This is a genomic window from Dactylosporangium sp. McL0621 (assembly GCF_049995355.1).
Taxonomy (GTDB): Bacteria; Actinomycetota; Actinomycetes; order Mycobacteriales; family Micromonosporaceae; genus Dactylosporangium.
In genome coordinates, this window is record NZ_CP188259.1 from 8,988,091 (window position 1) to 9,010,761 (window position 22,671).

Consider the following 22,671-nt stretch of genomic DNA (forward strand, 5'->3'; position numbering starts at 1 on the left):
TGTGTCACGGTCCGGTGCACGGCCTCGGCGGTGTCGGGTAGCGTCATGCTGGTGAGCGTGGAGACTACCCAGGACAGCCTGCAGGTGTGGGTCGACCAGGACCTGTGCACCGGCGACGGGCTGTGCGTGCAGTACGCCCCGGAGGTCTTCGAGTTCGACGTGGACGGCCTGGCCTACGTGAAGGGCGACGACGGCGAGCTGCAGCTGGCGCCCGGCAGCCGGGTCGGCGTGCCCTCCCACCTGCGGCTCGAGGTCATCGACGCGGCCAAGGAGTGCCCCGGCGACTGCATCCACGTGCACCGCGAGTCCGACGACGCGCCCGTGGCCGGCCCCAACGCGGAGGACTGACCCGGGGGCGTTTCTCCCCCGGCCGGCCATGCGTGAATGAAGCTGAATGAAATTTCTTACAGCATAGGTTTGCCGACCAGGGAGCTCACCAGGCGCGCGAACTCCTCCAGCCGGGCGATCTGGCCCGCGCCGCCGTCGTCGAGGGTCTTGCCGAAGCGCAGCGCGTCGTGACGGATCACCGAGCCCGCCTCCTCGGCCGCCACGTTGGCCTCGTCGAGGGACGTGAGCAGCAGGTACACGTCGACGCTGTCGACCCGGTGGGTGCCGTTCGGGTTGCGGCTGATGCGCCGGCGGCAGCCGACCTCGGTCACCGCGGAGAGGGCCACCACCCGCAGCGACGAGGTCATCGAGCCCGGCGGCGCCTCCTCCGGCGGGATGTCCTCGCCGTGCCAGAGGATCAGCCGGTTGCCGTCGCAGACGACGACCTCCTGCCAGACCCCGTTCACGTCGTTGACGAATCGCTCCAGGGTGAAGCCCAGCACGCTCTGGCCGCGCAGGACGCCGGCCATGGCGTCGAGCGCGATGTCCGGATCGCGCAGGTATGCCCGGGCCGCCGACTCGAGGTCCGGGTACGGCGACCAGTCGGGAAAGACCGCGGGTAGGTCACTGAAGCTCGGTCGGCTCATGCCCCTCGGCCTCCTCGTCTGCCCGTGCGGCCGCGGCGGCCGCCAGCCGCCGTGCCGCGTACGCCTCGGCCCCCTTGCTCGGTTTGCGCCGGCGCGGCGGCGCGGTGACGCCCGGCGCGAGCTTGCGGGCGCTGACCAGGAACGCCGTGTGCGCGATCATGCGGTGGTCGGGCCGCACGGCCAGGCCCTCCGCGTGCCAGTCACGCACCAGACTCTCCCATGCACGAGGCTCGGTGTACCCACCATCCTCGCGCAAGGCCTCCACCAACTCCGACAATTGGGGTGTAGTTGCCACATAGCCGATGAACACCCCGCCGGGGATCAGCGCCCGCGACACGAGCGGCAGGATCTCCCACGGAGTGAGCATGTCAAGGATAATCCGATCGAACCCGTCGTCTTCGCAGCCGGCCACGTCGCCGACCCGCAGGGTCCACCCGGGCTGCGGGCCGAGGAACGCCTCGACGTTGCGCCGGGCGATCGCGGCGAAGTCCTCGCGCATCTCGTACGACGTCACGCTCCCCCCGGGCCCCACTGCCCGCAGGAGCGAGCAGGTCAGCGCGCCGGAGCCGGCCCCGGCCTCGAGCACGCGGGCGCCCGGGAAGACGTCGCCCATGGCCACGATCTGGGCGGCGTCCTTGGGGTAGATCACCTGAGCGCCCCGGGGCATGGACAGCACGTAGTCGCTCAGCAGCGGGCGCAGGGCGAGGTAGGCGGTGCCGCCGGTGGAGTTCACCACGCTGCCGTCGGGCGCGCCGATGAGCTCGTCGTGGGCGAGTCGCCCGCGGTGGGTGTGGAACTCCTTGCCCGGCTCCAGCACGATCGTGTGCATCCGGCCCTTGGGGTCGGTGAGCTGGACCCGGTCGCCGGGGACGAACGCGCCCCTACGGACGGCGGACGGGGTCTGGGCGGGGCTTTCCACGGTCACGTGCTGTTCCTCCGGGATGTCGGCCGGCGCGGCCGCCGACCTGGGGCCACGAGGGAGACGAGCTCGGCGCCGCGCAGGACGCCGTGCACATCCTCCCCGGTGACCACCAGGTAGTCGCCGCCCGGGTCGTCCCTGATCGCCGCGAGCAGGTCGGCGCCGCGCAGATCGCCGGGGAGCACGTGCTGGCGGTCGATACGCCGGGTGACGTCGCCGAGCGGCACCCAGGGCCGCCGCTCGGCCGGCACCGCCCGCGCCGAGGCGCCGTGCACGAAGCCCAGCAGGCTGCCGCTGGACTCGACGACCGCGACCACCGGCCGGCCGTCGTCGCCGAGGGCCGCGATCCGGTCCGCCTCCGACAGCGGGGTGTGCGCGGTCAGGGCCACCAGGGGCCGGGCCAGCTCGCGGGCGCTGAACGGGGGCAGGCGGCCCACCGCCTTCGCGTGCCGGATCGCCTGACCGGCCCCGACCCACATGGTGAGCGCGACCAGGAGGGTGAACAGGACGCCGAAGTACCCCTTGACCAGGGGCGAGAACAGCAGGAGCAGGGCCACGCCGGCGGTCGCCACGGCGAGCAGCCGCCCGACCCAGCCGGCCACGATCCGGCCCGTGTTCGGGTCGCCGGTCAGCTTCCAGACCAGCGCCTGCAGGGCCCGTCCGCCGTCCAGCGGCAGCCCGGGCAGGGCGTTGAAGACGGCGACGACGATGTTGGACAGGGCCAGCTGGAACGCGAACGTCTCCGGGATGCCGCCGGGCGGCAGGACGGCGGCGGCGCCCGCGGCGAGCAGGCCGAGCACGAGGGAGACGGCCGGCCCGGACAGCGAGACGTACAGCTCGATGCCGGGCCGCGGGGCCTCGCGCTCCATCTCGGTGTAGCCGCCGAGCATCTCCAGGGTGATCCCCCGCACACCGATGCCGCTGTGCCGGCTGGTGACGGCGTGGCCGAGCTCGTGCAGCAGCACCGAGACGAGCAGGCACACGACGAAGCCGAAGCCGACGGCGAGCCCCGCGGTGAGGGTGAGCCGGACGGAGCGGGCCGAGAGGTACTGGCCGTACGTGATCGTGATCAGGGCGGCGAGCAGCAGCCAGGAGGGCGCCAGGGAGATCGGGACGCCGGCGATCCGGCCCAGCGGGATCCCCGCCCCCCGCTCCCGGGGCTGCGGGCGGGCCGCCGGCGACGCCGGCGCGGGTGCCGTGCGGTGTTCGTCCATTGCCCCCGATGCTACGGGTTCGGCGGTTCGCGGCGACTTTTCTGTCGTACCCCCCGTTTAACCTCTTGGACATGACGGTGCCCGTTACCTCCGCCCTGCCAACCCTGTCGCCGTCGCGCGCCGCCGACTTCAAGACGTGCCCCCTGCTGTACCGCTTCCGCAGCATCGACCGCCTGCCGGAGCGCCCGACCCCCGACCAGGCCCGGGGCACCCTCGTCCACGCCGTGCTCGAGGTGCTCTTCGACAGCCCGGCCGGGGAGCGCACCCCGGCCCGGGCGGCGGAGCTCGCGGCGCCGCAGTGGGCGCGCCTGGTCGAGGAGGAGCCGGAGCTGGCGTCGATCTTCGCCGGGTCGCCGCTCACCCTGGACGAGTTCCTCCACGAGGCCCGGGAGCTGCTCGGCGGGTATTTCGCGCTCGAGGACCCCAACCGGCTGGAGCCGGCCGACCGCGAGGCCTACGTGGAGGCGCAGGTCGACGGCCGCCTGGTGATCCGCGGCATCATCGACCGCCTCGACGTGTCCCCGGCCGGGGACGTGCGGGTCGTCGACTACAAGACGGGCGGGGCGCCCCGCGAGGCGTTCGAGGCCCGCGCGATGTTCCAGCTCAAGTTCTACGCCCTGGTGCTGTGGCGGACCCGGGGCGTCGTGCCACGGGTGCTGCGGCTGATGTACCTGCGGGACCAGGAGGTCTGCGACTTCGCCCCGGACGCCGACGACCTGGAGCGCTTCGAGCGGACGCTGCTCGCGCTGTGGGAGGCGATCTCGGCGGCGACGGCGGCGCAGGACTTCCGGGCCAAGCCGTCGCGGCTGTGCGGGTGGTGCGCGCATCAGGCGCTTTGCCCGGCCTACGGGGGGACGCCGCCGGCGTTTCCGGCGGTTGCCTCGGACTCGGGGGCGGTGGTGGTCGAGCGGGACTGAGGGGTCACCGGCGTCGCCGGGGCGGCGGGTCGAGCGGAACGGAGAGGTCAGCCGGGGCGGCGGGTCGAGCGGGACTGAAGCGTCGGCTGCGTCTCCTGGCTTCCTGCGCGGTCCGCATCGCGCCGGCGGCGGTCGTCGCCGTGCCAGATGCGGATCGGCGGGTCGGCGCGACGGACACCGCCGGCCCAGAACGCCATGCGAGCTGCGTCTCGTGCGCGTCCCGGCGGCGGCGGTCTTCGCTGCGCCGGGTGCAAATCGGCGATTCGGGGCGCCCGGACCGCCGGGTCGGCGCGGCGGCTGACTGACCTGCGGCGCCCATCCGAGCCGGCGCGCCCTCACCGGCCCACGGCGCCAGTCCGAGTCGGCGCTGCGACCAACCGGCCCGCAGCGCCAGTCCGGGCCGACCCGGCGACCGAGCAGCCCACAGCCCGCAGCGCCAGTCCGGGCCGACTCGGCGACCGACCGACCGACCCACAGCCCGCGGCGCCGGTCCGGGCCGGCTCGGCGACCGATCGGCCCGCAGCCCGCAGCGCCGGTCCGGGCCGGCTCGGCGACCGACCGGCCCGCAGCGCCAGTCCGACCCGACCCGCACCCGGCGACCGACCAGCCCACAGCCCGCGGCGCCGGTCCGGGCCGGCTCGGCGACCGATCGGCCCGCAGCCCGCGGCGCTGGTCCGGCTTGAGCCCGCGCGGCGGCCGATCGGGCCGTGGTGCCGGTCCGAGTCGGGCGTGGGCGGCGGGCGGGTCCGACTTTGCGGTTGCCGGGTGCCGCTGCGGATGATGCCCTCTCATCCTTGCGGACGAGGGCCCCGTCGCGCGCGGCGATGAACGTGGTTGGCTCGCGGGCCTATACCGTCGATAGCGTGCGCAGGGTCAGGGAGTTGCTCGGGCGGCGCGGGAACGCGCTCGCTCAGGACGTTGCGCTCGCGCTGCTGCTCATGAGCGTCAGTGCGCTGCTCGAGTCGCTGGCGCGGCGGGCGTTCGGGGTCGTCGACCTCCCGGCCCAGCTCGCCTACGACTGTATCGGGATGGTCGCCGTCGCGCTGCGGCGGCGGGCGCTCTGGGTCGCCATCGGGTGGACGTCGCTGCACATTCTGGTGCCGTTCGCCGGGCAGCTCGAACTCGTCGACGGCGGGCTCGGTGTCATTGTCGTCACCTATACCGCCGCCGCTTATCTGCCGATCCGGGCCGCGATTCTTGCCACCGCCGCCATGTGGGTGCCCGGAATGACGCTGGCGATGGTTGTCGGCCGCACCGGGGCCAGCGCATTTTATCCGGACTCCAAGATCTTCTTCGTATTCAACGCCATGAGTGCGCTCATTTGTTTCACGGTCGGGCGGACCGTGGCGACGCGGCGCGCCTATATCGCCGCGCTCGAGGATCGGGCCCGGACGGCCGAGACCACGCAGCGGGCGCTGACCGAGAAGGCCGTGGCCGAGGAGCGGCGGCGCATCGCCCGGGAGCTGCACGACGTCGTCGCGCACCACGTCAGCGTCATGGGGGTGCTCGCCACCGGGTCGCGGCGGATGCTCGGGCGGGACCCGGCCGCGGCCGACGAGGCCCTCGCGACAATCGAGGAGACCGGGCGTACGGCGCTGCGGGAGATGCGGCGGCTGCTCAGCGTGCTGCGTACCGAGGCCGAGCCGGCCGGCGAGCTCGCGCCGCAGCCGGGGCTGGCCGGGATCGAGGGGCTGGTCGAGCAGATCCGGGAGGCGGGGCTGCCGGCCACGCTGCGGGTCGACGGGGAGCCGGGCGTGCTCGACCCGGGGGTCTCGCTCACGCTGTACCGCATCGTGCAGGAGGCCCTCACCAACGCGCTCAAGCACGCCGGGGCCGCCACCGTCGAGGTCCGGCTGGCCTTCACGCCGGCCGACGTGACCGTGGAGATCTGCGATACCGGGCGGGGGCCGCAGCTCGGGACGGCGGCCGTCGGGCACGGGTTGCTGGGGATGCGGGAGCGCGTGATGTTGTACGGGGGGACGCTGCGGACCGGGCCCCGGCCGGGCGGCGGATATCGTGTGCATGCCCGCATTCCGATCGAGGTGCCCGCAGAGAGGCAGTTGGCGAGTTGACTCAGGCGCGTCCGATCCGGCTGTTGCTCGCCGATGACCAGCCGCTGCTGCGCACCGGGTTCCGGATGGTGCTCGGCGGGGAGCCCGACCTCGACATCGTGGCCGAGGCCGGTGACGGGGTCGAGGCCGTCGAGCTGGCCCGGCGGCTGCTGCCCGACGTGGTGCTCATGGACATCCGCATGCCCCGCATGGACGGGGTCGCGGCCACCCGCACGATCGTCGACGCCAAGCTGCCGGTCCGGGTGCTCATCCTGACGACGTTCGACCTCGACGAGTACGTCGTCGGGGCGCTGCGGGCCGGGGCCAGCGGGTTCCTCGCCAAGGACGTGCCCGCCGACGACCTCGTGATCGCCATCCGGACGGTCGCCGCGGGCGAGGCCGTGGTGGCGCCGCGCATCCTCAAGCGGCTCCTCGACAAGTTCGCCGACACGCTGCCCGACCCGGCCGCCGAGCCGCCCCACGACCTGCGGGTGCTCACCGACCGGGAGCGGGAGGTGCTCGTGCAGCTGGCCAAGGGGCTGTCCAACGCGGAGATCGCGCGGGCACTCTCCGTGAGCGAGACGACCGTCAAGACGCACGTGGGGCACGTACTGACGAAGCTCGGTCTACGCGATCGGGTGCAGGCCGTCGTCCTCGCGTACGAGACGGGACTGGTCCGGCCCGGGTCCTGAGGTCGTTCCCAGGGACGAGGGATCTCGTGCGCGGCGGTCTTAGCGTGAGGTGGACAAGGTAGGGGAACCACCTCACGAGGGGAAACCGAGGGTGACCACGAACGTCACGACCGGCAACGGCATCGCCGCGCGCGCGGTCGACGTGTGGAAGGTGTACGGCAGCGGCGAGGCTCAGGTCATCGCGCTGCACGGGGTGAGCGTCGAGCTCGAGCGCGGCCGCTACACCGCGATCATGGGCCCGTCCGGGTCGGGCAAGTCGACGCTGATGCACACGCTGGCGGGCCTGGACTCGGTCACGCGCGGGGACATCCTGATCGGTGACACGCGGCTGACCGGCATGTCGGACAAGGCCCTCACCGACCTGCGCCGCACCAAGGTCGGGTTCATCTTCCAGCAGTTCAACCTGTTGCCGACGCTCACGGCCGAGGAGAACATCCTCCTGCCGCTGTCGATCGCGGGGCGCAAGGCCGACCCGGCGTGGTACGACACCGTCATCAAGACGGTCGGCCTCGGCGACCGGCTCGGGCACCGGCCCAGCCAGCTCTCCGGCGGCCAGCAGCAGCGCGTCGCGTGCGCGCGGGCCCTGGTCTCGCGGCCCGAGGTCATCTTCGCCGACGAGCCCACCGGCAACCTCGACTCGCGCTCCGGCGCCGAGGTGCTGTCGTTCCTGCGCAACTCGGTGCGGGAGTTCGGGCAGACGATCGTCATGGTCACCCACGACCCGAACGCGGCCTCGTACGCCGACCGGGTCATCTTCCTGGCCGACGGCCGCATCGTCGACGAGCTGCGCGACCCCACCGCCGACGCGGTGCTCGACAAGCTCAAGGGCCTCGACAACGCCGCCGGCCGGCTCGCGGACGAGGTGGCCTGACCGCCATGCTCAAGGCGACGCTGAAGAGCCTCCTGGCGCGCAAGCTGCGGCTGACGCTGTCGACCCTCGCGGTCGTGCTGTCGGTCATGTTCGTGTCCGGTTCACTCGTGCTCACCGACACGCTCGGGCGCACCTTCGACAACCTGTTCGCCAACATCTTCACGTACACCGACGTGCAGGTCTCGGCCAAGCCCGCGGTCACGACCCAGCAGGGCGGCGGCGGGGCCACCGACCCGACCACGCCGATCGCCGCCGCGACCGTGGACAAGGTCGCGGCCCTGCCCGGGGTGGCCAAGGCCACCGGCGGGGTCTTCCTCAACGGCGCGACCCCGATCGGCAAGAACGGCAAGGTCGTGGTCAACCAGACCGGCCAGCAGTTCGGCGGGAGCTGGAGCGGCGAGGACGACCTGGTCCACCTGTACCAGGGCCGCGGGCCGCAGGCCGACGACGAGATCGTCGTCAACAACGGCCTGGCCAAGACCGCGAAGGTCAAGGTCGGCGATACGATGGACGTGATCACCCGCGACCAGCAGCGCGCGACCTACCGGATCGTGGGGCTGATGCAGTACGCCGGCGGGCGTGACTCGATGGCCGGCGAGAGCGCGGTCTTCTTCACCACCCGCCAGGCCCAGTCCGCGATGCTGCAGGCGCCCGGGCAGTACAACGCCATCGACGTCAAGGCGGCGTCCGGGGTCAGCGACGAGCAGCTGCGCGACACCGTCAAGGCGAGCCTCGGCGGCCAGTTCGAGGTGCAGACCGGCAAGGAGCTGTCCGAGCAGTCCAGCCAGGGCATCAAGAACATCCTGAAGTACGTCAACTACGTCCTGCTGGGCTTCGGCGCCGTCGCGCTGCTCGTGGGCGTGTTCCTGATCCTCAACACGTTCTCGATCATCGTGGCCCAGCGCACGCAGGAGCTCGCGCTGCTGCGGGCGATGGGCGCCGCGCGGGGCCAGATCCTGCGCTCGGTACTGCTGGAAGCCGTCCTGATCGGGATCGTAGGCTCGCTGTTCGGCTTCCTCGTCGGGCTCGGCCTCGGGGCCCTCGGCGCCCAGCTGTTCGTCGGCCTCGCCGACGGCGCCCAGGTCGCCGGCCTCGGCTTCCCGATCTCGGCGGTCATCGCCTCGTTCGTCATCGGCATCGGCGTGACGATCGTCGCCGCGCTCATGCCGGCGGTGAAGGCGTCGCGGGTCGCCCCGATCGCGGCGATGCGCGAATCGGCCACCCCCGACCGACCGCTGACCAGGCTCACTGTTTCCGGCGCGATCGTCACCGCGCTGGCCACCGGCGCGCTGGTCTGGGGCCTGACCGGGGCCGGCGGCGCCACCCTGGCGCTGGTCTTCGGCGGCGTGCTCGGCGTGCTCATCGGCGTCGCGCTGCTGACCCCGATCATCTCCAAGCCGCTGGTGGCGGCGCTGGGCTCGGCGCTGTCCTGGTCGGTGCCGGGCAAGCTCGGGCGGCGCAACTCCTCGCGCAACCCGCGCCGCACGGCCATCACCGCCGGCGCGGTCATGATCGGCATCGCGATCGTGACGGCGATCAGCACCATCTTCACCTCGCTGTCCACGGCGCTCGGCGACACGCTCGACCAGGACCTCGCCGCCGACGTCGTCGTGCTGGGCCAGCGGACCAACGAGATCCCGCCCCTCATCACCGACGACCAGCTCAAGGGCCTCCAGCAGCTGCCCGACGTGCAGACGGTCGCCGCGTTCAGCGCCGACGCGGTGCAGGTCGACGGCAAGCAGGAGTTCGTCACCTCGTACCTGGACCCGGCCGCGGTCGCGACCGTGCTCAAGCTCAAGACCGACGAGGGGCGCATCGACCGGCTCGGGCCCGGCGAGTTCATGGTGGACCGCAAGACCGCCGACAACCGCAGCTTCAAGCTCGGCAGCACGATCACGGTGACGTTCGCCAAGGGCCAGCAGAAGACGCTCACGCTCGTCGGCATCAGCGGCCCGACGAACGTCGGCGGCGGCATCGTGGTCGACTACGCCGACGCGAAGGCGGGCTTCGCCTTCCCGCAGGCGTGGCAGGCGTTCCTCGCGGCCAAGGACGGCGCCTCGGTCACCGGGGTCAAGGACGCCGCCAACGACGTGGTCAAGGACAACCCGAAGGTCCAGGCCTACACCAAGGACGAGTACATCAGCAGCAACCAGCAGCAGTTCACCAGCATCCTGGTCATCGTGCAGGTGCTGCTGCTCATCGCCCTGGCCATCTCGGTCCTCGGCGTCATCAACACGCTGCTGCTGTCGGTCATCGAACGCACCCGGGAGCTGGGCCTGCTGCGGGCGGTCGGGCTGCGGCGCGGCCAGACCTGGCGGATGGTGACGACCGAGTCGATCGTCATCACCGTCTTCGGCACCGTGCTGGGCCTGGCCGTCGGGGCCGCGCTGGGCGCGGCGATCGTGACGGCGCTGAAGGACGCGATCGGGTTCGGAGCGATCACGCTGCCGTGGATGCTCATGGTGGTGTACTTCATCGCCTCGATCGTCATCGGCGGCATCGCGGGCCTCATCCCGTCGGTGCGCGCGGTGCGCCTGAACGTGCTCGGCGCGATCGCGTACGAATAGCGCTCCGGAAACATCGGGCCGCGGTCACCTCGGGGTGGCCGCGGCCCTTTTTCTGCGCGTCTGAGAAAGCTGTGAGTGCCGTTTCGGGGTTGTCCCTGACATCGCCTAAGGGATGCTCCCCCAACCGCCCCGTCCCGGCTCGGGGCTGCTCCCCCAGCGCAATATCGGTGGCCGCTACTACCCCGCGGCGGACGATTCCCGGCCCGATCGCCGAGAAGATTCAGGCACACCATTCACCAGGGGGAATCATGACTGCATCGGTTGCGACGCGCACCGAGGTGGCCGCGCGGGCGGTCGACGTATGGAAGGTCTACGGCTCCGGCGAGGCGCAGGTCAACGCCCTCGCGGGCGTGTCGGTGGAGCTGGAGAAGGGCCACTTCACGGCCATCATGGGACCGTCGGGCTCGGGCAAGTCGACGCTCATGCACTGCCTCGCCGGCCTCGACGCGGTGACGCGCGGGCAGGTGTACGTCGGCGACACGAAGATCACCGACCTGTCGGACCGGGGGCTGACGAACCTGCGCCGCAACAAGGTCGGCTTCATCTTCCAGCAGTTCAACCTGCTGCCGACGCTCACGGCCGAGGAGAACATCCTCCTGCCGCTGTCGATCGGCGGGCGCAAGGCCGACCCGGCCTGGTACGACACCGTCATTGACACGGTCGGCCTGCGCGACCGGCTCTCGCACCGCCCGAGCCAGCTCTCCGGCGGCCAGCAGCAGCGCGTCGCCTGCGCCCGGGCCCTGGTCTCGCGGCCCGAGGTCATCTTCGCCGACGAGCCCACCGGCAACCTCGACTCGCGCTCCGGCGCCGAGGTGCTGTCGTTCCTGCGCAACTCGGTCCGCGACTTCGGCCAGACGATCGTCATGGTGACCCACGACCCGAACGCGGCCTCCTACGCCGACCGCGTCGTGTTCCTCGCCGACGGCCACATCGTCGACGAGCTGCACGCGCCGACCGCCGACGCCGTCCTGGACCGGCTCAAGCGCCTCGACAAGGTGGTCTGAGCACCATGCTGAAGGCCACCCTCAAGAGCCTGCTGTCGCGCAAGCTGCGGCTGGTGCTCTCCGGGCTCGCGGTCGTGCTCGGGGTCATGTTCGTGTCGGGCGCGTTCGTGCTCACCGACACCCTCGGCCGCTCGTTCGACAGCCTGTTCGCCTCCGCCTACGCCGGCATCGACGTGCAGGTCACCAAGAAGCCGCCGCTGGGCGACGCCGGGTTCGACGGCCCGCAGCAGCAGAGCACCGGCATCCCCGCCGCCTTCGCGGACAAGGTCAAGGCGGTGCCCGGCGTGGCCGCGGTGACCGCCCAGGTCGGCGCCGACGGGGCCCGGGTCGTCGGCAAGGACGGCAAGGTCGTCACCACGTTCGGCCCGCCGCGCCTCGGCGAGAACTGGACCGGCGAGACGGACCTGCTCAAGCTGCGCGAGGGCCACGCTCCCGCCGCCGACAACGAGATCGTGGTCAACGCGGCCACGGCCAAGGCGGCCGGGATCAAGGTCGGCGACCAGGTCGGGGTGCTGACCCTGCAGCCGAAGAAGACCTTCACGCTCGTCGGCATCTTCGGGTACAGCGGCGACCGTGACTCCATCGGCGGGGCGCTCGAGGTCATGTTCACCACGCCCGTCGCCCAGGACCTGATGCTCGGCCAGCCGGGCGCCTTCAGCAGCATCGACGTGAAGGCCGAGCCCGGCGTCACGCACGCGCAGCTGCGGGACCGGATCGCCGCGATGGCCGGGGCCGACTACAAGGTCCAGACCAACGAGGAGATGCAGGCCGCCACCAGCAAGGACTTCAAGGCCGGCCTCGGCTTCTTCAACAACATCCTGATCGGCTTCGCCGGCGTGGCGCTGTTCGTCGGGACCTTCCTGATCCTCAACACGTTCTCGATCATCGTCGCCCAGCGCACCCGGGAGCTGGCCCTCATGCGGGCTCTCGGCGGGAGCCGCGGCCAGACGCTCGGCTCGGTGCTCACCGAGGCGGTCGCGATCGGGCTGGTCGCCTCCGTGCTGGGGCTCGCCGCCGGCGTCGGCGTCGGGGTACTGCTGGCCTGGCTCTTCGGCAACCTCACGGGCGTCGCCCTGGCCTCCGTCGGCGTGCCCGCCGCCGCGGTCATCAGCGCCTTCGTGGTCGGTCTGGTCGTGACGGTCGTGGCGGCGGTACTGCCGGCCCTGCGCGCCAGCCGCATCCCGCCGATCGCCGCGCTGCAGGAGGTGTCCACGCCCGACCGGCCGCTGACGAAGCTCACGGTCAGCGGCGCGGTCGTCGGCGCCGCCGGCGGCACCCTGCTGGGCCTGGGCCTCAACGGCACCGGCAGCGGCAACACCACGCTGTTCCTGATCCTCGGCGGCGTGCTCGTGACGTTCATCGGCGTCGCGCTGCTCACCCCGCTGCTGGCCCGCCCGGTCGTCAGCCTGCTCGGCCGGCTGTTCTCCTGGTCGGTGCCGGGCAAGCTGGGCCGGCTCAACTCGGGCCGCAACCCGCGCCGCACGGCGATCACCGCGGCCGCCCTCATGGTCGGCCTGGCCCTCATCACCGGCGTCAACGTCATCCTCGCCTCGGCCAAGTCGAGCCTGACCCAGCAGGCCGCCAAGGACGTCACCGTCGACCTGATCATCTCCGGCGACGGCGACCAGAACGGCCCGGCGACCTTCGACCCGGCCGTGATGGACTCGGCGGCGCACATCCCGGGGGTCTCCAGCGCGGCGTCGGAGTACTGGGAGTACGGGCAGGTCGGCACCGAGCGCCACAGCGTCTCGGCGGTGCCGGACCTCCCCGCGTGGGCCGGCATGTTCAAGCTGACCCCGCAGCAGGGCGCGCTGCAGTTCACCGGCAAGGACCAGGCGGTCGTCGACCCGGACACCGCCAAGGAGCACGGCTACACGGTCGGCCGGAGCGTGGACATGCAGTTCACCCACGGCGACGTGCACCACGTGACGATCGTCGGCATCTACACGAAGAGCAACGTCGCCGGCGGCATCATCGTCTCGAAGGACCTGATCCCGGACTTCCGGGTGCAGCAGCCGTCCTGGGGGTACCTCAAGGTCTCCCCCGGCACCGCCGTCGCCGACGTCCAGCGGCAGGTCGACACCCTGCTCAAGGACAACCCGGAGGTGTCGGTGGCCAACCGCGCCGAGTACGTGGCGGCGCAGTCGGCCCAGTTCGACCAGCTCCTCACCATGATCCAGGTGCTGCTGGCCCTGGCGATCCTCATCGCGGTCCTCGGCATCGTCAACACCCTGGCGCTGTCGGTGCTGGAGCGGACCCGCGAGCTGGGCCTGCTGCGCGCGATCGGCATGCGGCGGGCGCAGACGATGCGCATGGTCACCGTGGAGGCCGTGGTCATCTCGGTCTTCGGCGCCCTGCTCGGCCTGGGCGTGGGCATCGGGCTCGGCTCGGCGGTGGTCCACGCGCTCAAGGACGACGGCTTCACCCGCATGGCGTTCCCGTGGACCCAGATGGGCACGTACCTGGTGCTGGCGGCCCTGGTCGGCGTCGTGGCCGCGGTGCTGCCGTCGATCCGGGCCGCGCGGGTGAACGTCCTGCAGGCCATCGCGCACGACTGATCGGTACATCGGGGGTGGACGCCCGCGGCCCTTCAGGGGTCGCGGGCGTCTGGCTGTATTCCTGGCTCGCTGGCGCTCGCGGTGGGGGAGCTTCGCTCCACCCACACCCCCTCAAACCCTGCACCGCCGCGTCAGGCGACCAGCTTGCGCAGGTAGTCGACGTCCACGTCGAGCAGGGAGCCGATCAGCGTGACGCCCTCGGGGTCGAGGGCGACCTCGCACGGTACCGCCAGCACGGCACACCCGGCCGCCCGCGCGCTCGCGATCCCGTTGGGCGAGTCCTCGACCGCCACGCAGTTCGCCGCCTCGGCGCCGACCATGGCCGCCGCGGTCAGGTACGGCATCGGGTGCGGCTTGGTCCGATCCACCTCGTCGCCGGCCACGACGGCGTCGAAGTGCCCGGCCCCGATGGTGAGCAGCGCGACGTCGACCAGGTGCCGGTGGGTGGCGGTGACCAGGGCCAGCGGTACGCCGGCCGCCTTGAGCGCCCCGAGCAGCTCCTTCGCCCCCGGCCGCCACGGCACCCCCGCGCGCAGCAGCTCCTTCACCCGCTCCTCGAGCCACACGACGCTCACGTCCATGGCCGCGCGGGTCAGGGGCAGGCCGAGGTCCTCGTGCAGGATGCGCATCGAGTCGGTCATGTTGGTGCCGACCATGGCGCGCCGGGCCTGGACGGAGAGGGTACGGCCGTAGTGGTCGGCGAGCTCGTTGAGGCCCACCTCCCAGATCTTCTCGCTGTCGACGAGCGTTCCGTCCATGTCGAAGAGCACCGCCTGCATCGCCACGGTTCCGGATCCTGCCCGCTGCGGGTTGCCGCTTGCCGCTCGCCGCCCGCTTACGTGCGCAAACTCACGACACGCCGAAACGCCCGCGCTGGCGGTCTGAGCCGAAAGCGGCGGACTACCGCACGTCGTCGATGGCGGCCCGCAGCTGCGAAGGGGACAGCGCGCCCGGGGCCGTCCCGGACCGGGCGGCGTCCACCACCAGCCGGCGCGCCGTTTCGTTCGCCGGTGTCGGAACACCGTGCAGCCGCCCCAGCAGCACGATCTCGCCGTTGAGGTAGTCGGCCTCCACCGCACCGGTCCGGCGCGCCAGGCTCTGCCACGTCGAGCCGCCGCCGCGCATCTGGCCGGCCACCGGTACCAGTTGCAGGATCTCCCCTCGGCGCTGCCGGTCCTCCTCCGCCGTGGCGTAGGCGATGCCCGCCGCCCGCAGGACCGTCTCGCCCTCCGCGCCCAGCAGCGCCGCGACCTCGTCGATGCCGTCCACCCGCCCGCAGAGGGCCTCGACGGCGTTGCCCAGGTTCATGAGCAGCTTCGTGTACTTGCGGCGCATGATGTCGGGCCGCGCCTCGGCGACGAAGCCGGCCTTGACCAGGTGGGCGGCGATCTCGCGGGCGGTGTCGTCGACTCCGCCGGGTACACGGCCGATGTCCAGAATGCCGGGAACCGGCGCGCACTGGGCCACCACCACGCCCGGCTCGAGATGGGCGGAGGGCAGCATGACGCAGATGCCGTACACGTCGGGGAAGAGCCGTAGCGCGGCGCGCTCGTTGGCGACGCCGTTCTGCAGGCACACCACCGGCACGTCGCGCGGCAGCTGTTCGAGGACGGCCTGGGTGTCGTTGCTCTTGACGGCGAGGACGGCGACGTCGCCGGGGCGCCAGCCGACCTCGGCCGGGGCCGGGTACGCGGGCAGCCGGTGCCGCGTGTCGCCATCCGCCTCGCGCAGCAGCAGGCCGTCGCGGCGTATCGCCTCGAGGTGGGCGCCGCGGGCAACGAGCACCACGTCCGCGCCGGAACCGGCGAGGCGCCCGGCGACCACCCCACCGACCGCGCCCGCACCAATGATCACAAATCGCACGCCCCTGACGGTACCGTCCGCGGGGCCACATCCTGAGATTTGGCTACCGTCGCCGTCGACGGCAGGCCGTAGGGTGCCTGCATGCAGGTGACTCAGTCCGCGAAGCTGGCCAACGTCTGTTACGACATCCGCGGACCGGTCATGGCCGCCGCCAAGCGCATGGAGGCCGACGGCCACCACATCCTCAAGCTCAACATCGGCAACCCGGCGCCGTTCGGCTTCGAGGCGCCGGAGGAGATCCTGCAGGACGTCATCCTGAACCTGCCGGCCGCGCACGGGTACGGCGACTCGAAGGGGCTGCTGTCGGCCCGGCGCGCCGTGGTGCAGTACTACCAGCAGAAAGAGGTGTACGGCGTCGACATCGAGGACGTGTACCTCGGCAACGGCGTCTCCGAGCTCATCGTCATGTCGCTGCAGGCGCTGCTCGACAACGGCGACGAGGTGCTCATCCCCTCCCCCGACTACCCGCTGTGGACGGCGTCGGTCTCGCTGTGCGGCGGCAAGCCCGTGCACTACGTGTGTGACGAGTCCAACGAGTGGATGCCCGACGTCGAGGACATCGAGGCGAAGGTGACCCCGCGCACCAAGGCGATCGTGGTCATCAACCCGAACAACCCGACCGGCGCGGTGTACAGCCGGCAGATGCTGGAGCGCATCGCCGAGGTCGCCCGGCGCCACGACCTGATCGTCTTCTCCGACGAGATCTACGACAAGATCCTCTTCGACGGGGCCGAGCACACCTCGACCGCGGCCGTCGCGCCCGACGTCTTCACGATCACGTTCAACGGCCTTTCCAAGGCGTACCGCGTGGCCGGCTTCCGCACCGGATGGATGGTCCTGGCCGGCCCGAAGGCGCACGCGACGAGCTACATCGAGGGCCTCGACATACTGGCCAACATGCGCCTGTGCCCGAACGTGCCGACGCAGCACGCGGTGCAGACGGCGCTGGGCGGGTACCAGTCGATAAATGATCTGATCCTGCCGGGCGGACGCCTGCTGGAGCAGCGCGACGTGGCCTGGAAGATGCTCAACGACATCCCGGGCGTGTCCTGCGTGAAGCCCCGCGGCGCGCTGTACATGTTCCCGCGCCTCGACCCGCAGGTGCACCCGATCAAGGATGACCTGCGCTTCGCCCTGGACTTCCTGAAGGCGGAGAAGGTGCTTGTCGTGCAGGGCACCGGGTTCAACTGGCACCACCCGGACCACTTCCGCATCGTGACCCTGCCGCGCGTGGCGGACCTCGAGGACGCGGTGACCCGCCTCGGGCGCTTCCTCAGCACCTACGTGCAGGACTGAACTCAGATTCCGCGCCGGAACACCTCGGCCTCGTCGTCCTCCTGCAGAGCCTCCCGGGCGTACGTCCCGGCCAGGTTCAGCAGGAGGCGGCGGGCCCGGGGGTAGTCCGCCGCCTGCCGTGCAAGCTCCCGGCAGTCCTCGGCGAGCGCCCGCTCCTGCTCGCCGCCGTCGGTCAGGCCGCGGCTCGTGACGCCGCGCTTGTTGAACAGCCCGCGCCAGACGGCGCGGTCGAGGTCGTCGCGGCCGACGTCCTCCAGCACCTCCCAGACCGGGTCGGGGGGCGAGGGCAGTGCCACCGCGAGTATCCGGCCGATCTCGGCGTCGCCCAGCGCCGCAAGGCCGGCCGCCGCGAGTGAGTCGCGGGCTCGCACGACCCAGTCGCGCAGCACGGCGACGTCCACGGTGCCGTCGCCGGCGGTGCCGGGGCACACGGCCCAGGCGTGCAGCGCCCGGTAGGCCGCGTCCGACCGGGCGGCCACCAGCTCGGCGAAGAATTCGGGGTCCGTCCCGAGCCGGGCCGACGTCGCCGGCAACGAGGCCCCGTAGCCGAGCCGGTCGGCGAGGCCCAGTTCGACGGCGGTGAGGCGCGCGAGCTCGATCGCGTCGCGATGCCGCCAGAGCAGGTCGACCACCACCTGCAGCAGGTGCGGCCGCACCCAGCCGCCGGCCGTCCGAAATTCTTCCGCCGCGATGAGCGCCTGGGCCGCGATGTCCGGGGAGTCGAACCGGCGGGCGTACACGGCGATCAGGTTCAGCGCGGCGTCGAACCGGCCGGCGCCGTTGAGCCCGGCGGCGGCCTCGGCGACGCCGTCGAAGTCACTGCCCAGGCCGTACGGCGAGAACCCGGCCCAGTAGGCATCGGCGGTCCCGGAGTCCAGGCCGGCCAGCTCGCTCCAGGCCCAGCGTGGATCGCCCGCGGCGAGCAGGATCGCCGCCCGCCGAGGTGCGTCGCCGGCGCGCCGGAGCAGGTCGTCGCGGCGCGCGGGCTCCTCGCGCATCCGGGCGGCGAAGTACCCGGCGGCGAGCTCGGGGCGCTCGCCGGCCAGCCAGGCCATGAGCTGCTGCTCGTCGTCCTGCGCCGGGAGGGCCGCCCCGACTGCCGCGGCCGCGTTCGTGTCGTCGGCGAGCGCGGCCGCGGCGTCGAGGCCGCCCTCGGCCAGGATCTCGCGGGCCGCGCCGGCCCGCCGCCGGGCAAGGTCTTCGGGGCCGGCGACGCCGTCCGGCCAGTCGTCGGCGAACATCCAGCGATGCCGGTCGGCGGCGCGGCCGGGCCGCAGCACGGCGGCGAGGCCGGCCAGCGCGTCGACCTCAGCCGCGGGCAGCGCCCAGGCCGCGTGCGCGAACTCGCGGTGGCGGGCGACGAGGTCGCGAAGGGCCTCGTGGAGCTCCCGCCGCATCGGGTCGTCGGGAAGGTCGAGCGTCGCCAGTGCCCCGGCGAACGCGGTGCGCTCCTCCAGCGGCATCCCGGCCATCCGGGGAATGAGCCGCAGGCAGCGCGCGGGGTCGGTGCCCGCGTCGTCGACGGCCAGGCCCGCGACATCCCGGAGGCCCTGACGGGCCTCGTCCGCCGACGCCACGGCCGGTGCCGGCCAGGCGCGGAACCGCGGCCGTGGATGGACGGTCCGGATCATGTGACCGTCTGGCAGGAGGTCGAGCAGCAGCGTCCGGGTCACCGTCGGTTGGCCTCGCAGGAGCCGGCGCAGCTCCCGCAGCCGCACGGGCCGGGCCGCCTCGGTCTGCGGGAACAGGCAGTCGAAGATCCGGGCGAGGGAGTTTGCCGGGCGGTTCGACAGCGGGCCGCCCGGGTCGACCGCGGCGAGCCGGGCCAGGATCCCGACCGCCGGGCCGAGGTACTCGGCCGGGCCGGCCAGCATCTCCAGCGCCCAGAGGACCGGCGGATAGGTCCGGTCCTGGGCGAACATGCCGGCATGCCAGTCCGGCGAACCGGACAACGCGGTCAGGAACTCCTCCGGCGCCGCCTCCGCCAGCAGCTGGATCACGTCCGTGAGCGCGGCCCACCGCCCGGCCGGGGCGCCGGCCAGCAGGTCTCGCACGATGAGGCGGGCGGCGTCGGCGACGAGACGGCGACCGTGGCGGATGTCGCCGCCGTGGACGGCCATCAGGACCAGGGTCTCGGCGACGCCGCGCCGCAGCGGCGCGGAGCCGGCGACGGCTCCGCCGAGCACACCGGCGGCGAGCGTGGCGAACGCCGCCAGGTCGTCGTCGTGCAGCGCGCCCATGATCAGGACGAAGGCGTCTTCGGGGGCGTTGACGTACCAGTGGTCGTGCAGGCGCCCGAGCAGCGGGGTGTCCGGGTCGGCGGCCAGGCGATGGGCGGCGTCGGGAAGCTCGGCCGGGGTCAGGCCGGTGAAGCCGGCGACGAGGTCACGGTCGGCCTCGATGAACGCGCCGAGCAGAGCCAGGCGGCGGGTGGCGCGGTCCGGCTCGGTGGCCCAGGCCGCCTCCGGATATCCGGGGTACCGGGTCAGGGCGCGGCGAAGCTGTTCGAGGCCCCGCCGCGCGAGCGTTCCCAAGGCCCGCGCCCGGGCCGGTGACAGCCCGCCCGCGGCCAGGAGGCCGCCGACGTCGTCGCCGTTCACCCGCGGTACCCGGACGGACGGGTGGGCGACCTCCCGGCCGTACAGCAGGAACCGGCGCGGCCCGCCGACCGCCAGTTCGCGTGGCCTCGAGCCCGCGGCGAGGACGACCAGGGACGGCCCGGCCGGCGCGGCGGCGAGTTCCGCGGCGTCGTGGACGAACACCGCCCGGTCCCGCCCCGGTCCGAGCGCCGCGGCGATGAACGCCTTGAGCTCGAGCACGCTGAGATCACCCTGCACGGCGTGCAGCGCCTGGCCGTCGTCGAGGACGGCGCGCAGCTGCGCCGCGGTGTCCTGCCGGCCCGCGAGCACGATCTCCTCGGTCAGGGGCGGGTCGGTCAGGGGCAGCCAGACCTGCGACCACCATTGGTCCAGGGTCGGCAACGCGGGTGCGTTGAAGATCTGGGTGTTGTGGTCGCCGACCTGGATGCCGGCGCTGTGGGTGATGTCGACCGAGAATTCGGACATGTACGACCGGAGCGGACTACCAGGCGCCGGTGGCCGAGGGGCCTGCCTGGCCGCCGCGGCGGCGGAGGTACTTCTCGAACTCCTGCGCGATCTCGTCGCCCGACAGGGGCTGCAGGCCCGCGTCGCCCGAGCGCTCCTCCAGCTCCCGCACGTACTCGGCGAGTTCGGCGTCCTGCTCGGCGGCCTGCTTGAGCCGCTCCTCCCACTCCGCCGCCTCCTTGGCGAGGTCGCCCGTCGGCACCGGCAGGTCCAGGATCTCCTCGACGCGGTGCAGCAGGGCCAGGGTCGCCTTCGGGCAGGGCGGGTTGTTCGCGTAGTGCGGCACGTGCACCCAGAACGAGACGGCCTCGAGGTCGGCGCGCACGCACGCGTCGTGCAGGACGCCCACGATGCCCGTCGGGCCCTCGTAGCGGGTCGGAATGAGGCCCAGCCGCTCGGACGTCTCCGTCGAGGCGCCGGCCGGGGCGGAGCCGCTCACCGGCAGCGGGCGGGTGTACGGCACGTCGGCGAGCAGGGCCCCCAGCAGCACCACGCGGCTCACCTCGAGGGAGTGGCAGACCTCGAGGACCTCCTCGCAGAAGGTGCGCCAGCGCATGCTCGGCTCGATGCCGCGGATCAGGACGATGTCGCGCTCGGCGTCGGGCGGGCGCGCGACCGAGAAGCGGGTCGTCGGCCACTCGATGCGCCGGGTCTCGCCCTCCGACATCACGACCGTCGGCCGGTTCACCTGGAAGTCGTAGAAGTCCTCGGGGTCGAGCGAGGCGATGGTCTCCGCACCCCACTCCTGCTCGAGATGCTCGACGACGGCGGTCGACGCGTCGGCAGCGTCGTTCCACCCTTCGAACGCGGCAATCGCGACAGGGGAGCGCAACACGGGCAGGCCGTCGAACTCGGTCACGAGACCCAGCCTACGTGGATGCCCGCGCAATGGCCCGTCGACCGCGCCCGGAAGACCCCGACGAAAGTGGATACCGAGGGCTACCGGGGCCGGGTGATTGTCACGCCCAGTAGCAGAGCGCCCAAGATCTCCCGATAGCATCCGGGAATGCGAAACGGACGCAGGTCCTGGTTGCTCGCCTTCTCGGCGTTCTTCCTGGTCTTCGGGGCCTGGTGCTTCGCCGCACCCTTCGACGGGCCCGCGGACGAGGTTCAGCACACCATCCGCGCGGCCGGGGTCGCCTCCTTCGACCCGGGGCAGATCTTCGCGCGGCCGAGGACCGTCCCGGACGCGTTCGAGAAGGACGGGATGGGCGCCTACCAGCGGGTACCCGTCGGCATGGACGCCCACGCCGTGTGCTTCGGGTTCAAGCCCCAGGTGTCGGCGGCCTGCTCCAAGGGGCTGCAGGGCGGGCCGGTCGGCGAGGTCAGCACCAGCGCCGGGCGGTACAACCCGCTCTACTACTTCGCCGTCGGCGTGCCGCTGCGGCTGTGGCCGAACTGGGGCGGCCTGGTCGTCGCCCGGCTGATCAGCTCGGCGATCTGCGCGGCCCTGCTGGCCTCGGCGTTCGTGTCGCTGCTGCGCTGGAGCCGGTTCGGCCTGGCCGCCGCCACGCTGCTCGGCGTGGCCACCCCGATGCTCGCGCACCTGGCCGGCGGCGTGAACCCCAACTCGGTCGAGATCGCGGCCGGCATCGCATTCTTCGCGGCCGGCATACCGCTGCTGCTGGAGCCGCCTGACCTGGTACGCAAGCGATCGTTGATCACGCTGCTCGGGATCAGCTCGGTGCTGCTGCTGACGCTGCGCTCGGCCGGGCCGGCCTGGTTCGCGTTCGCGTTCTTCGCCCTCGCGGTGCCGGTGCGGTGGAAGTGGCTGCGGGAGTACTGGCGGCTGCTGCGCGTCAAGCTGTGGGTCGGCGGCGTCATCCTGGCCGCGGTGCTCTCGGCCGCCTGGATCGTCGGCATGAAGACCGGCGAGCTCGTCCCGCCACCCCCCGGCCTGTACCAGTACAAGACCGGCGAGGCCATCGCGATCTACGTGAACAGCTGGTGGGTGTACATCGAGGGCATGATCGGCGTGGCCGGCTGGTTCGACGTGCTCATGTGGGCGCCGTTCTACGTCGTCTGGGCGCTGCTCGTGGGCGGGCTGGTCTTCCTCGGCGGAATCTTCGGCGACTGGACGACCCGGTGGCGGTACCTCGTCATCCTGCTCGGTGGCGTCGCGCTGCCCGGCATGCTGCAGGTCAGCCAGGCCAACATGACCGGATTCATCATCAACGGCCGGTACATGCTGCCGCTGCTGGCCGGCCTGCCGCTGCTCGCGGCGTGGACGCTGGAGCGGCGGCTGTTCGACGCGGCCCAGTCCCGCACCCTGACCCGCACGATGATCATCTTCCTGCTGCCGATCCACTTCGTGCTGCTCGTCTGGGCGATGGTGCGCTGGCAGCGCGGCCTGCCCAACAGCGCCGGGCTCGGCTGGTTCAACCCCCTCGCGGGCGAGTGGCACCCGGCGACCGGCTCGGTCACCCCGCTGCTGATCATGGTCGCCGGGCTGGTCTTCACCGCCGCCGTGTTCTGGCGGGTGCCCCACGAGGAGGCGCCGGCCGAAGCGCCGGCCGCGAAAAGTGCTGCTGGGAGTGACCCCCTGACCACGGAAGTTCCCAGCCAGCGGGAGTTGCGTTCCGATACGTGGCAGGAATCGCGTCCGCCCGGGGCGGAGTCGGCCCCCGGAGCCCGATAGCCT

Annotated in this window: 17 protein-coding genes; 10 read left to right on the forward strand and 7 right to left on the reverse strand. The window is 72.4% G+C overall.

The features are described from left to right. Window positions 1-57: 57 nt before the first annotated feature. Entirely contained in the window at window positions 58-348 is a 291-nt protein-coding gene (locus ACPPVO_RS42675; RefSeq protein ID WP_426514795.1) for a ferredoxin, read from the forward strand. 56 nt (window positions 349-404) lie between these two features. Here the strand turns inward: ACPPVO_RS42675 and ACPPVO_RS42680 are convergent, their stop codons facing one another. The 3 genes from ACPPVO_RS42680 to ACPPVO_RS42690 are packed head-to-tail and all read right to left on the reverse strand — an operon-like array spanning window position 405 to window position 3,107. Then, complete coding sequence (locus ACPPVO_RS42680) at window positions 405-974, reverse strand: hypothetical protein (RefSeq protein ID WP_223094089.1); 570 nt, start codon at window positions 972-974, stop codon at window positions 405-407. Beyond that, window positions 952-1,899, reverse strand: coding sequence for a tRNA (adenine-N1)-methyltransferase (locus ACPPVO_RS42685; RefSeq protein WP_426504260.1), 948 nt, complete (start codon window positions 1,897-1,899; stop codon window positions 952-954). The genes ACPPVO_RS42680 and ACPPVO_RS42685 overlap by 23 nt, the downstream gene beginning before the upstream one ends. Next, window positions 1,896-3,107, reverse strand: coding sequence for a site-2 protease family protein (locus tag ACPPVO_RS42690; protein WP_426504261.1), 1,212 nt, complete (start codon window positions 3,105-3,107; stop codon window positions 1,896-1,898). Before ACPPVO_RS42690 ends, ACPPVO_RS42685 begins: the two co-directional genes overlap by 4 nt. A gap of 71 nt (window positions 3,108-3,178) precedes the next feature. On the opposite strand from ACPPVO_RS42690, the gene ACPPVO_RS42695 reads away from it, so the two are divergent. From ACPPVO_RS42695 to ACPPVO_RS42725, 7 genes are all read left to right on the forward strand, one after another. Then, on the forward strand, window positions 3,179-4,024 hold the full coding sequence (locus ACPPVO_RS42695; protein ID WP_426504262.1) for a RecB family exonuclease: 846 nt from the start codon (window positions 3,179-3,181) through the stop codon (window positions 4,022-4,024). 863 nt (window positions 4,025-4,887) lie between these two features. Then, window positions 4,888-6,096: a sensor histidine kinase gene (locus ACPPVO_RS42700; protein WP_426504263.1), complete on the forward strand. Its 1,209-nt coding sequence runs from the start codon at window positions 4,888-4,890 to the stop codon at window positions 6,094-6,096. Between the two features lie 65 nt (window positions 6,097-6,161). Next, a complete protein-coding gene (locus ACPPVO_RS42705) occupies window positions 6,162-6,767 on the forward strand; it encodes a LuxR C-terminal-related transcriptional regulator (protein WP_426514796.1) in 606 nt (201 codons plus the stop codon). Between the two features lie 91 nt (window positions 6,768-6,858). Then, window positions 6,859-7,638, forward strand: coding sequence for an ABC transporter ATP-binding protein (locus tag ACPPVO_RS42710; RefSeq protein WP_426504264.1), 780 nt, complete (start codon window positions 6,859-6,861; stop codon window positions 7,636-7,638). Between the two features lie 5 nt (window positions 7,639-7,643). Continuing rightward, window positions 7,644-10,205 (forward strand): ABC transporter permease, encoded by a 2,562-nt coding sequence (locus ACPPVO_RS42715; protein ID WP_426504265.1) that lies wholly within the window; start codon window positions 7,644-7,646, stop codon window positions 10,203-10,205. A 248-nt stretch (window positions 10,206-10,453) separates the two neighbouring features. Continuing rightward, a complete protein-coding gene (locus ACPPVO_RS42720) occupies window positions 10,454-11,209 on the forward strand; it encodes an ABC transporter ATP-binding protein (RefSeq protein WP_360382335.1) in 756 nt (251 codons plus the stop codon). A gap of 5 nt (window positions 11,210-11,214) precedes the next feature. After that, entirely contained in the window at window positions 11,215-13,767 is a 2,553-nt protein-coding gene (locus tag ACPPVO_RS42725; protein ID WP_426504266.1) for an ABC transporter permease, read from the forward strand. 131 nt (window positions 13,768-13,898) lie between these two features. Here ACPPVO_RS42725 and ACPPVO_RS42730 read toward each other — a convergent pair whose 3' ends face one another. Both ACPPVO_RS42730 and ACPPVO_RS42735 read right to left on the reverse strand, forming a co-directional pair. Continuing rightward, window positions 13,899-14,537, reverse strand: coding sequence for an HAD family hydrolase (locus ACPPVO_RS42730; protein ID WP_426514797.1), 639 nt, complete (start codon window positions 14,535-14,537; stop codon window positions 13,899-13,901). A 130-nt stretch (window positions 14,538-14,667) separates the two neighbouring features. Then, window positions 14,668-15,630: a ketopantoate reductase family protein gene (locus tag ACPPVO_RS42735; protein ID WP_426504267.1), complete on the reverse strand. Its 963-nt coding sequence runs from the start codon at window positions 15,628-15,630 to the stop codon at window positions 14,668-14,670. A gap of 81 nt (window positions 15,631-15,711) precedes the next feature. Between ACPPVO_RS42735 and ACPPVO_RS42740 the strand changes: the two genes are divergently transcribed. Next, window positions 15,712-16,926 (forward strand): pyridoxal phosphate-dependent aminotransferase, encoded by a 1,215-nt coding sequence (locus ACPPVO_RS42740; protein ID WP_426504268.1) that lies wholly within the window; start codon window positions 15,712-15,714, stop codon window positions 16,924-16,926. 2 nt (window positions 16,927-16,928) lie between these two features. Here the strand turns inward: ACPPVO_RS42740 and ACPPVO_RS42745 are convergent, their stop codons facing one another. After that, a complete protein-coding gene (locus ACPPVO_RS42745) occupies window positions 16,929-19,991 on the reverse strand; it encodes a hypothetical protein (RefSeq protein WP_426504269.1) in 3,063 nt (1,020 codons plus the stop codon). Window positions 19,992-20,007: 16 nt separating this feature from the next. Next, window positions 20,008-20,889: a PAC2 family protein gene (locus ACPPVO_RS42750; RefSeq protein ID WP_426504270.1), complete on the reverse strand. Its 882-nt coding sequence runs from the start codon at window positions 20,887-20,889 to the stop codon at window positions 20,008-20,010. A 147-nt stretch (window positions 20,890-21,036) separates the two neighbouring features. On the opposite strand from ACPPVO_RS42750, the gene ACPPVO_RS42755 reads away from it, so the two are divergent. Further along, window positions 21,037-22,668: a hypothetical protein gene (locus tag ACPPVO_RS42755; RefSeq protein WP_426504271.1), complete on the forward strand. Its 1,632-nt coding sequence runs from the start codon at window positions 21,037-21,039 to the stop codon at window positions 22,666-22,668. Window positions 22,669-22,671 lie beyond the last annotated feature (3 nt).

Bases quoted from the DNA above. Each gene is read 5' to 3' on its own strand.
- ACPPVO_RS42680 (WP_223094089.1), bottom strand. From the start codon at position 974: ATGAGCCGACCGAGCTTCAGTGACCTACCCGCGGTCTTTCCCGACTGG.
- ACPPVO_RS42690 (WP_426504261.1), bottom strand. From the start codon at position 3,107: ATGGACGAACACCGCACGGCACCCGCGCCGGCGTCGCCGGCGGCCCGC.
- ACPPVO_RS42695 (WP_426504262.1), top strand. From the start codon at position 3,179: ATGACGGTGCCCGTTACCTCCGCCCTGCCAACCCTGTCGCCGTCGCGC.
- ACPPVO_RS42705 (WP_426514796.1), top strand. From the start codon at position 6,162: ATGGTGCTCGGCGGGGAGCCCGACCTCGACATCGTGGCCGAGGCCGGT.
- ACPPVO_RS42715 (WP_426504265.1), top strand. From the start codon at position 7,644: ATGCTCAAGGCGACGCTGAAGAGCCTCCTGGCGCGCAAGCTGCGGCTG.
- ACPPVO_RS42720 (WP_360382335.1), top strand. From the start codon at position 10,454: ATGACTGCATCGGTTGCGACGCGCACCGAGGTGGCCGCGCGGGCGGTC.
- ACPPVO_RS42725 (WP_426504266.1), top strand. From the start codon at position 11,215: ATGCTGAAGGCCACCCTCAAGAGCCTGCTGTCGCGCAAGCTGCGGCTG.
- ACPPVO_RS42740 (WP_426504268.1), top strand. From the start codon at position 15,712: ATGCAGGTGACTCAGTCCGCGAAGCTGGCCAACGTCTGTTACGACATC.
- ACPPVO_RS42745 (WP_426504269.1), bottom strand. From the start codon at position 19,991: ATGTCCGAATTCTCGGTCGACATCACCCACAGCGCCGGCATCCAGGTC.
- ACPPVO_RS42755 (WP_426504271.1), top strand. From the start codon at position 21,037: ATGCGAAACGGACGCAGGTCCTGGTTGCTCGCCTTCTCGGCGTTCTTC.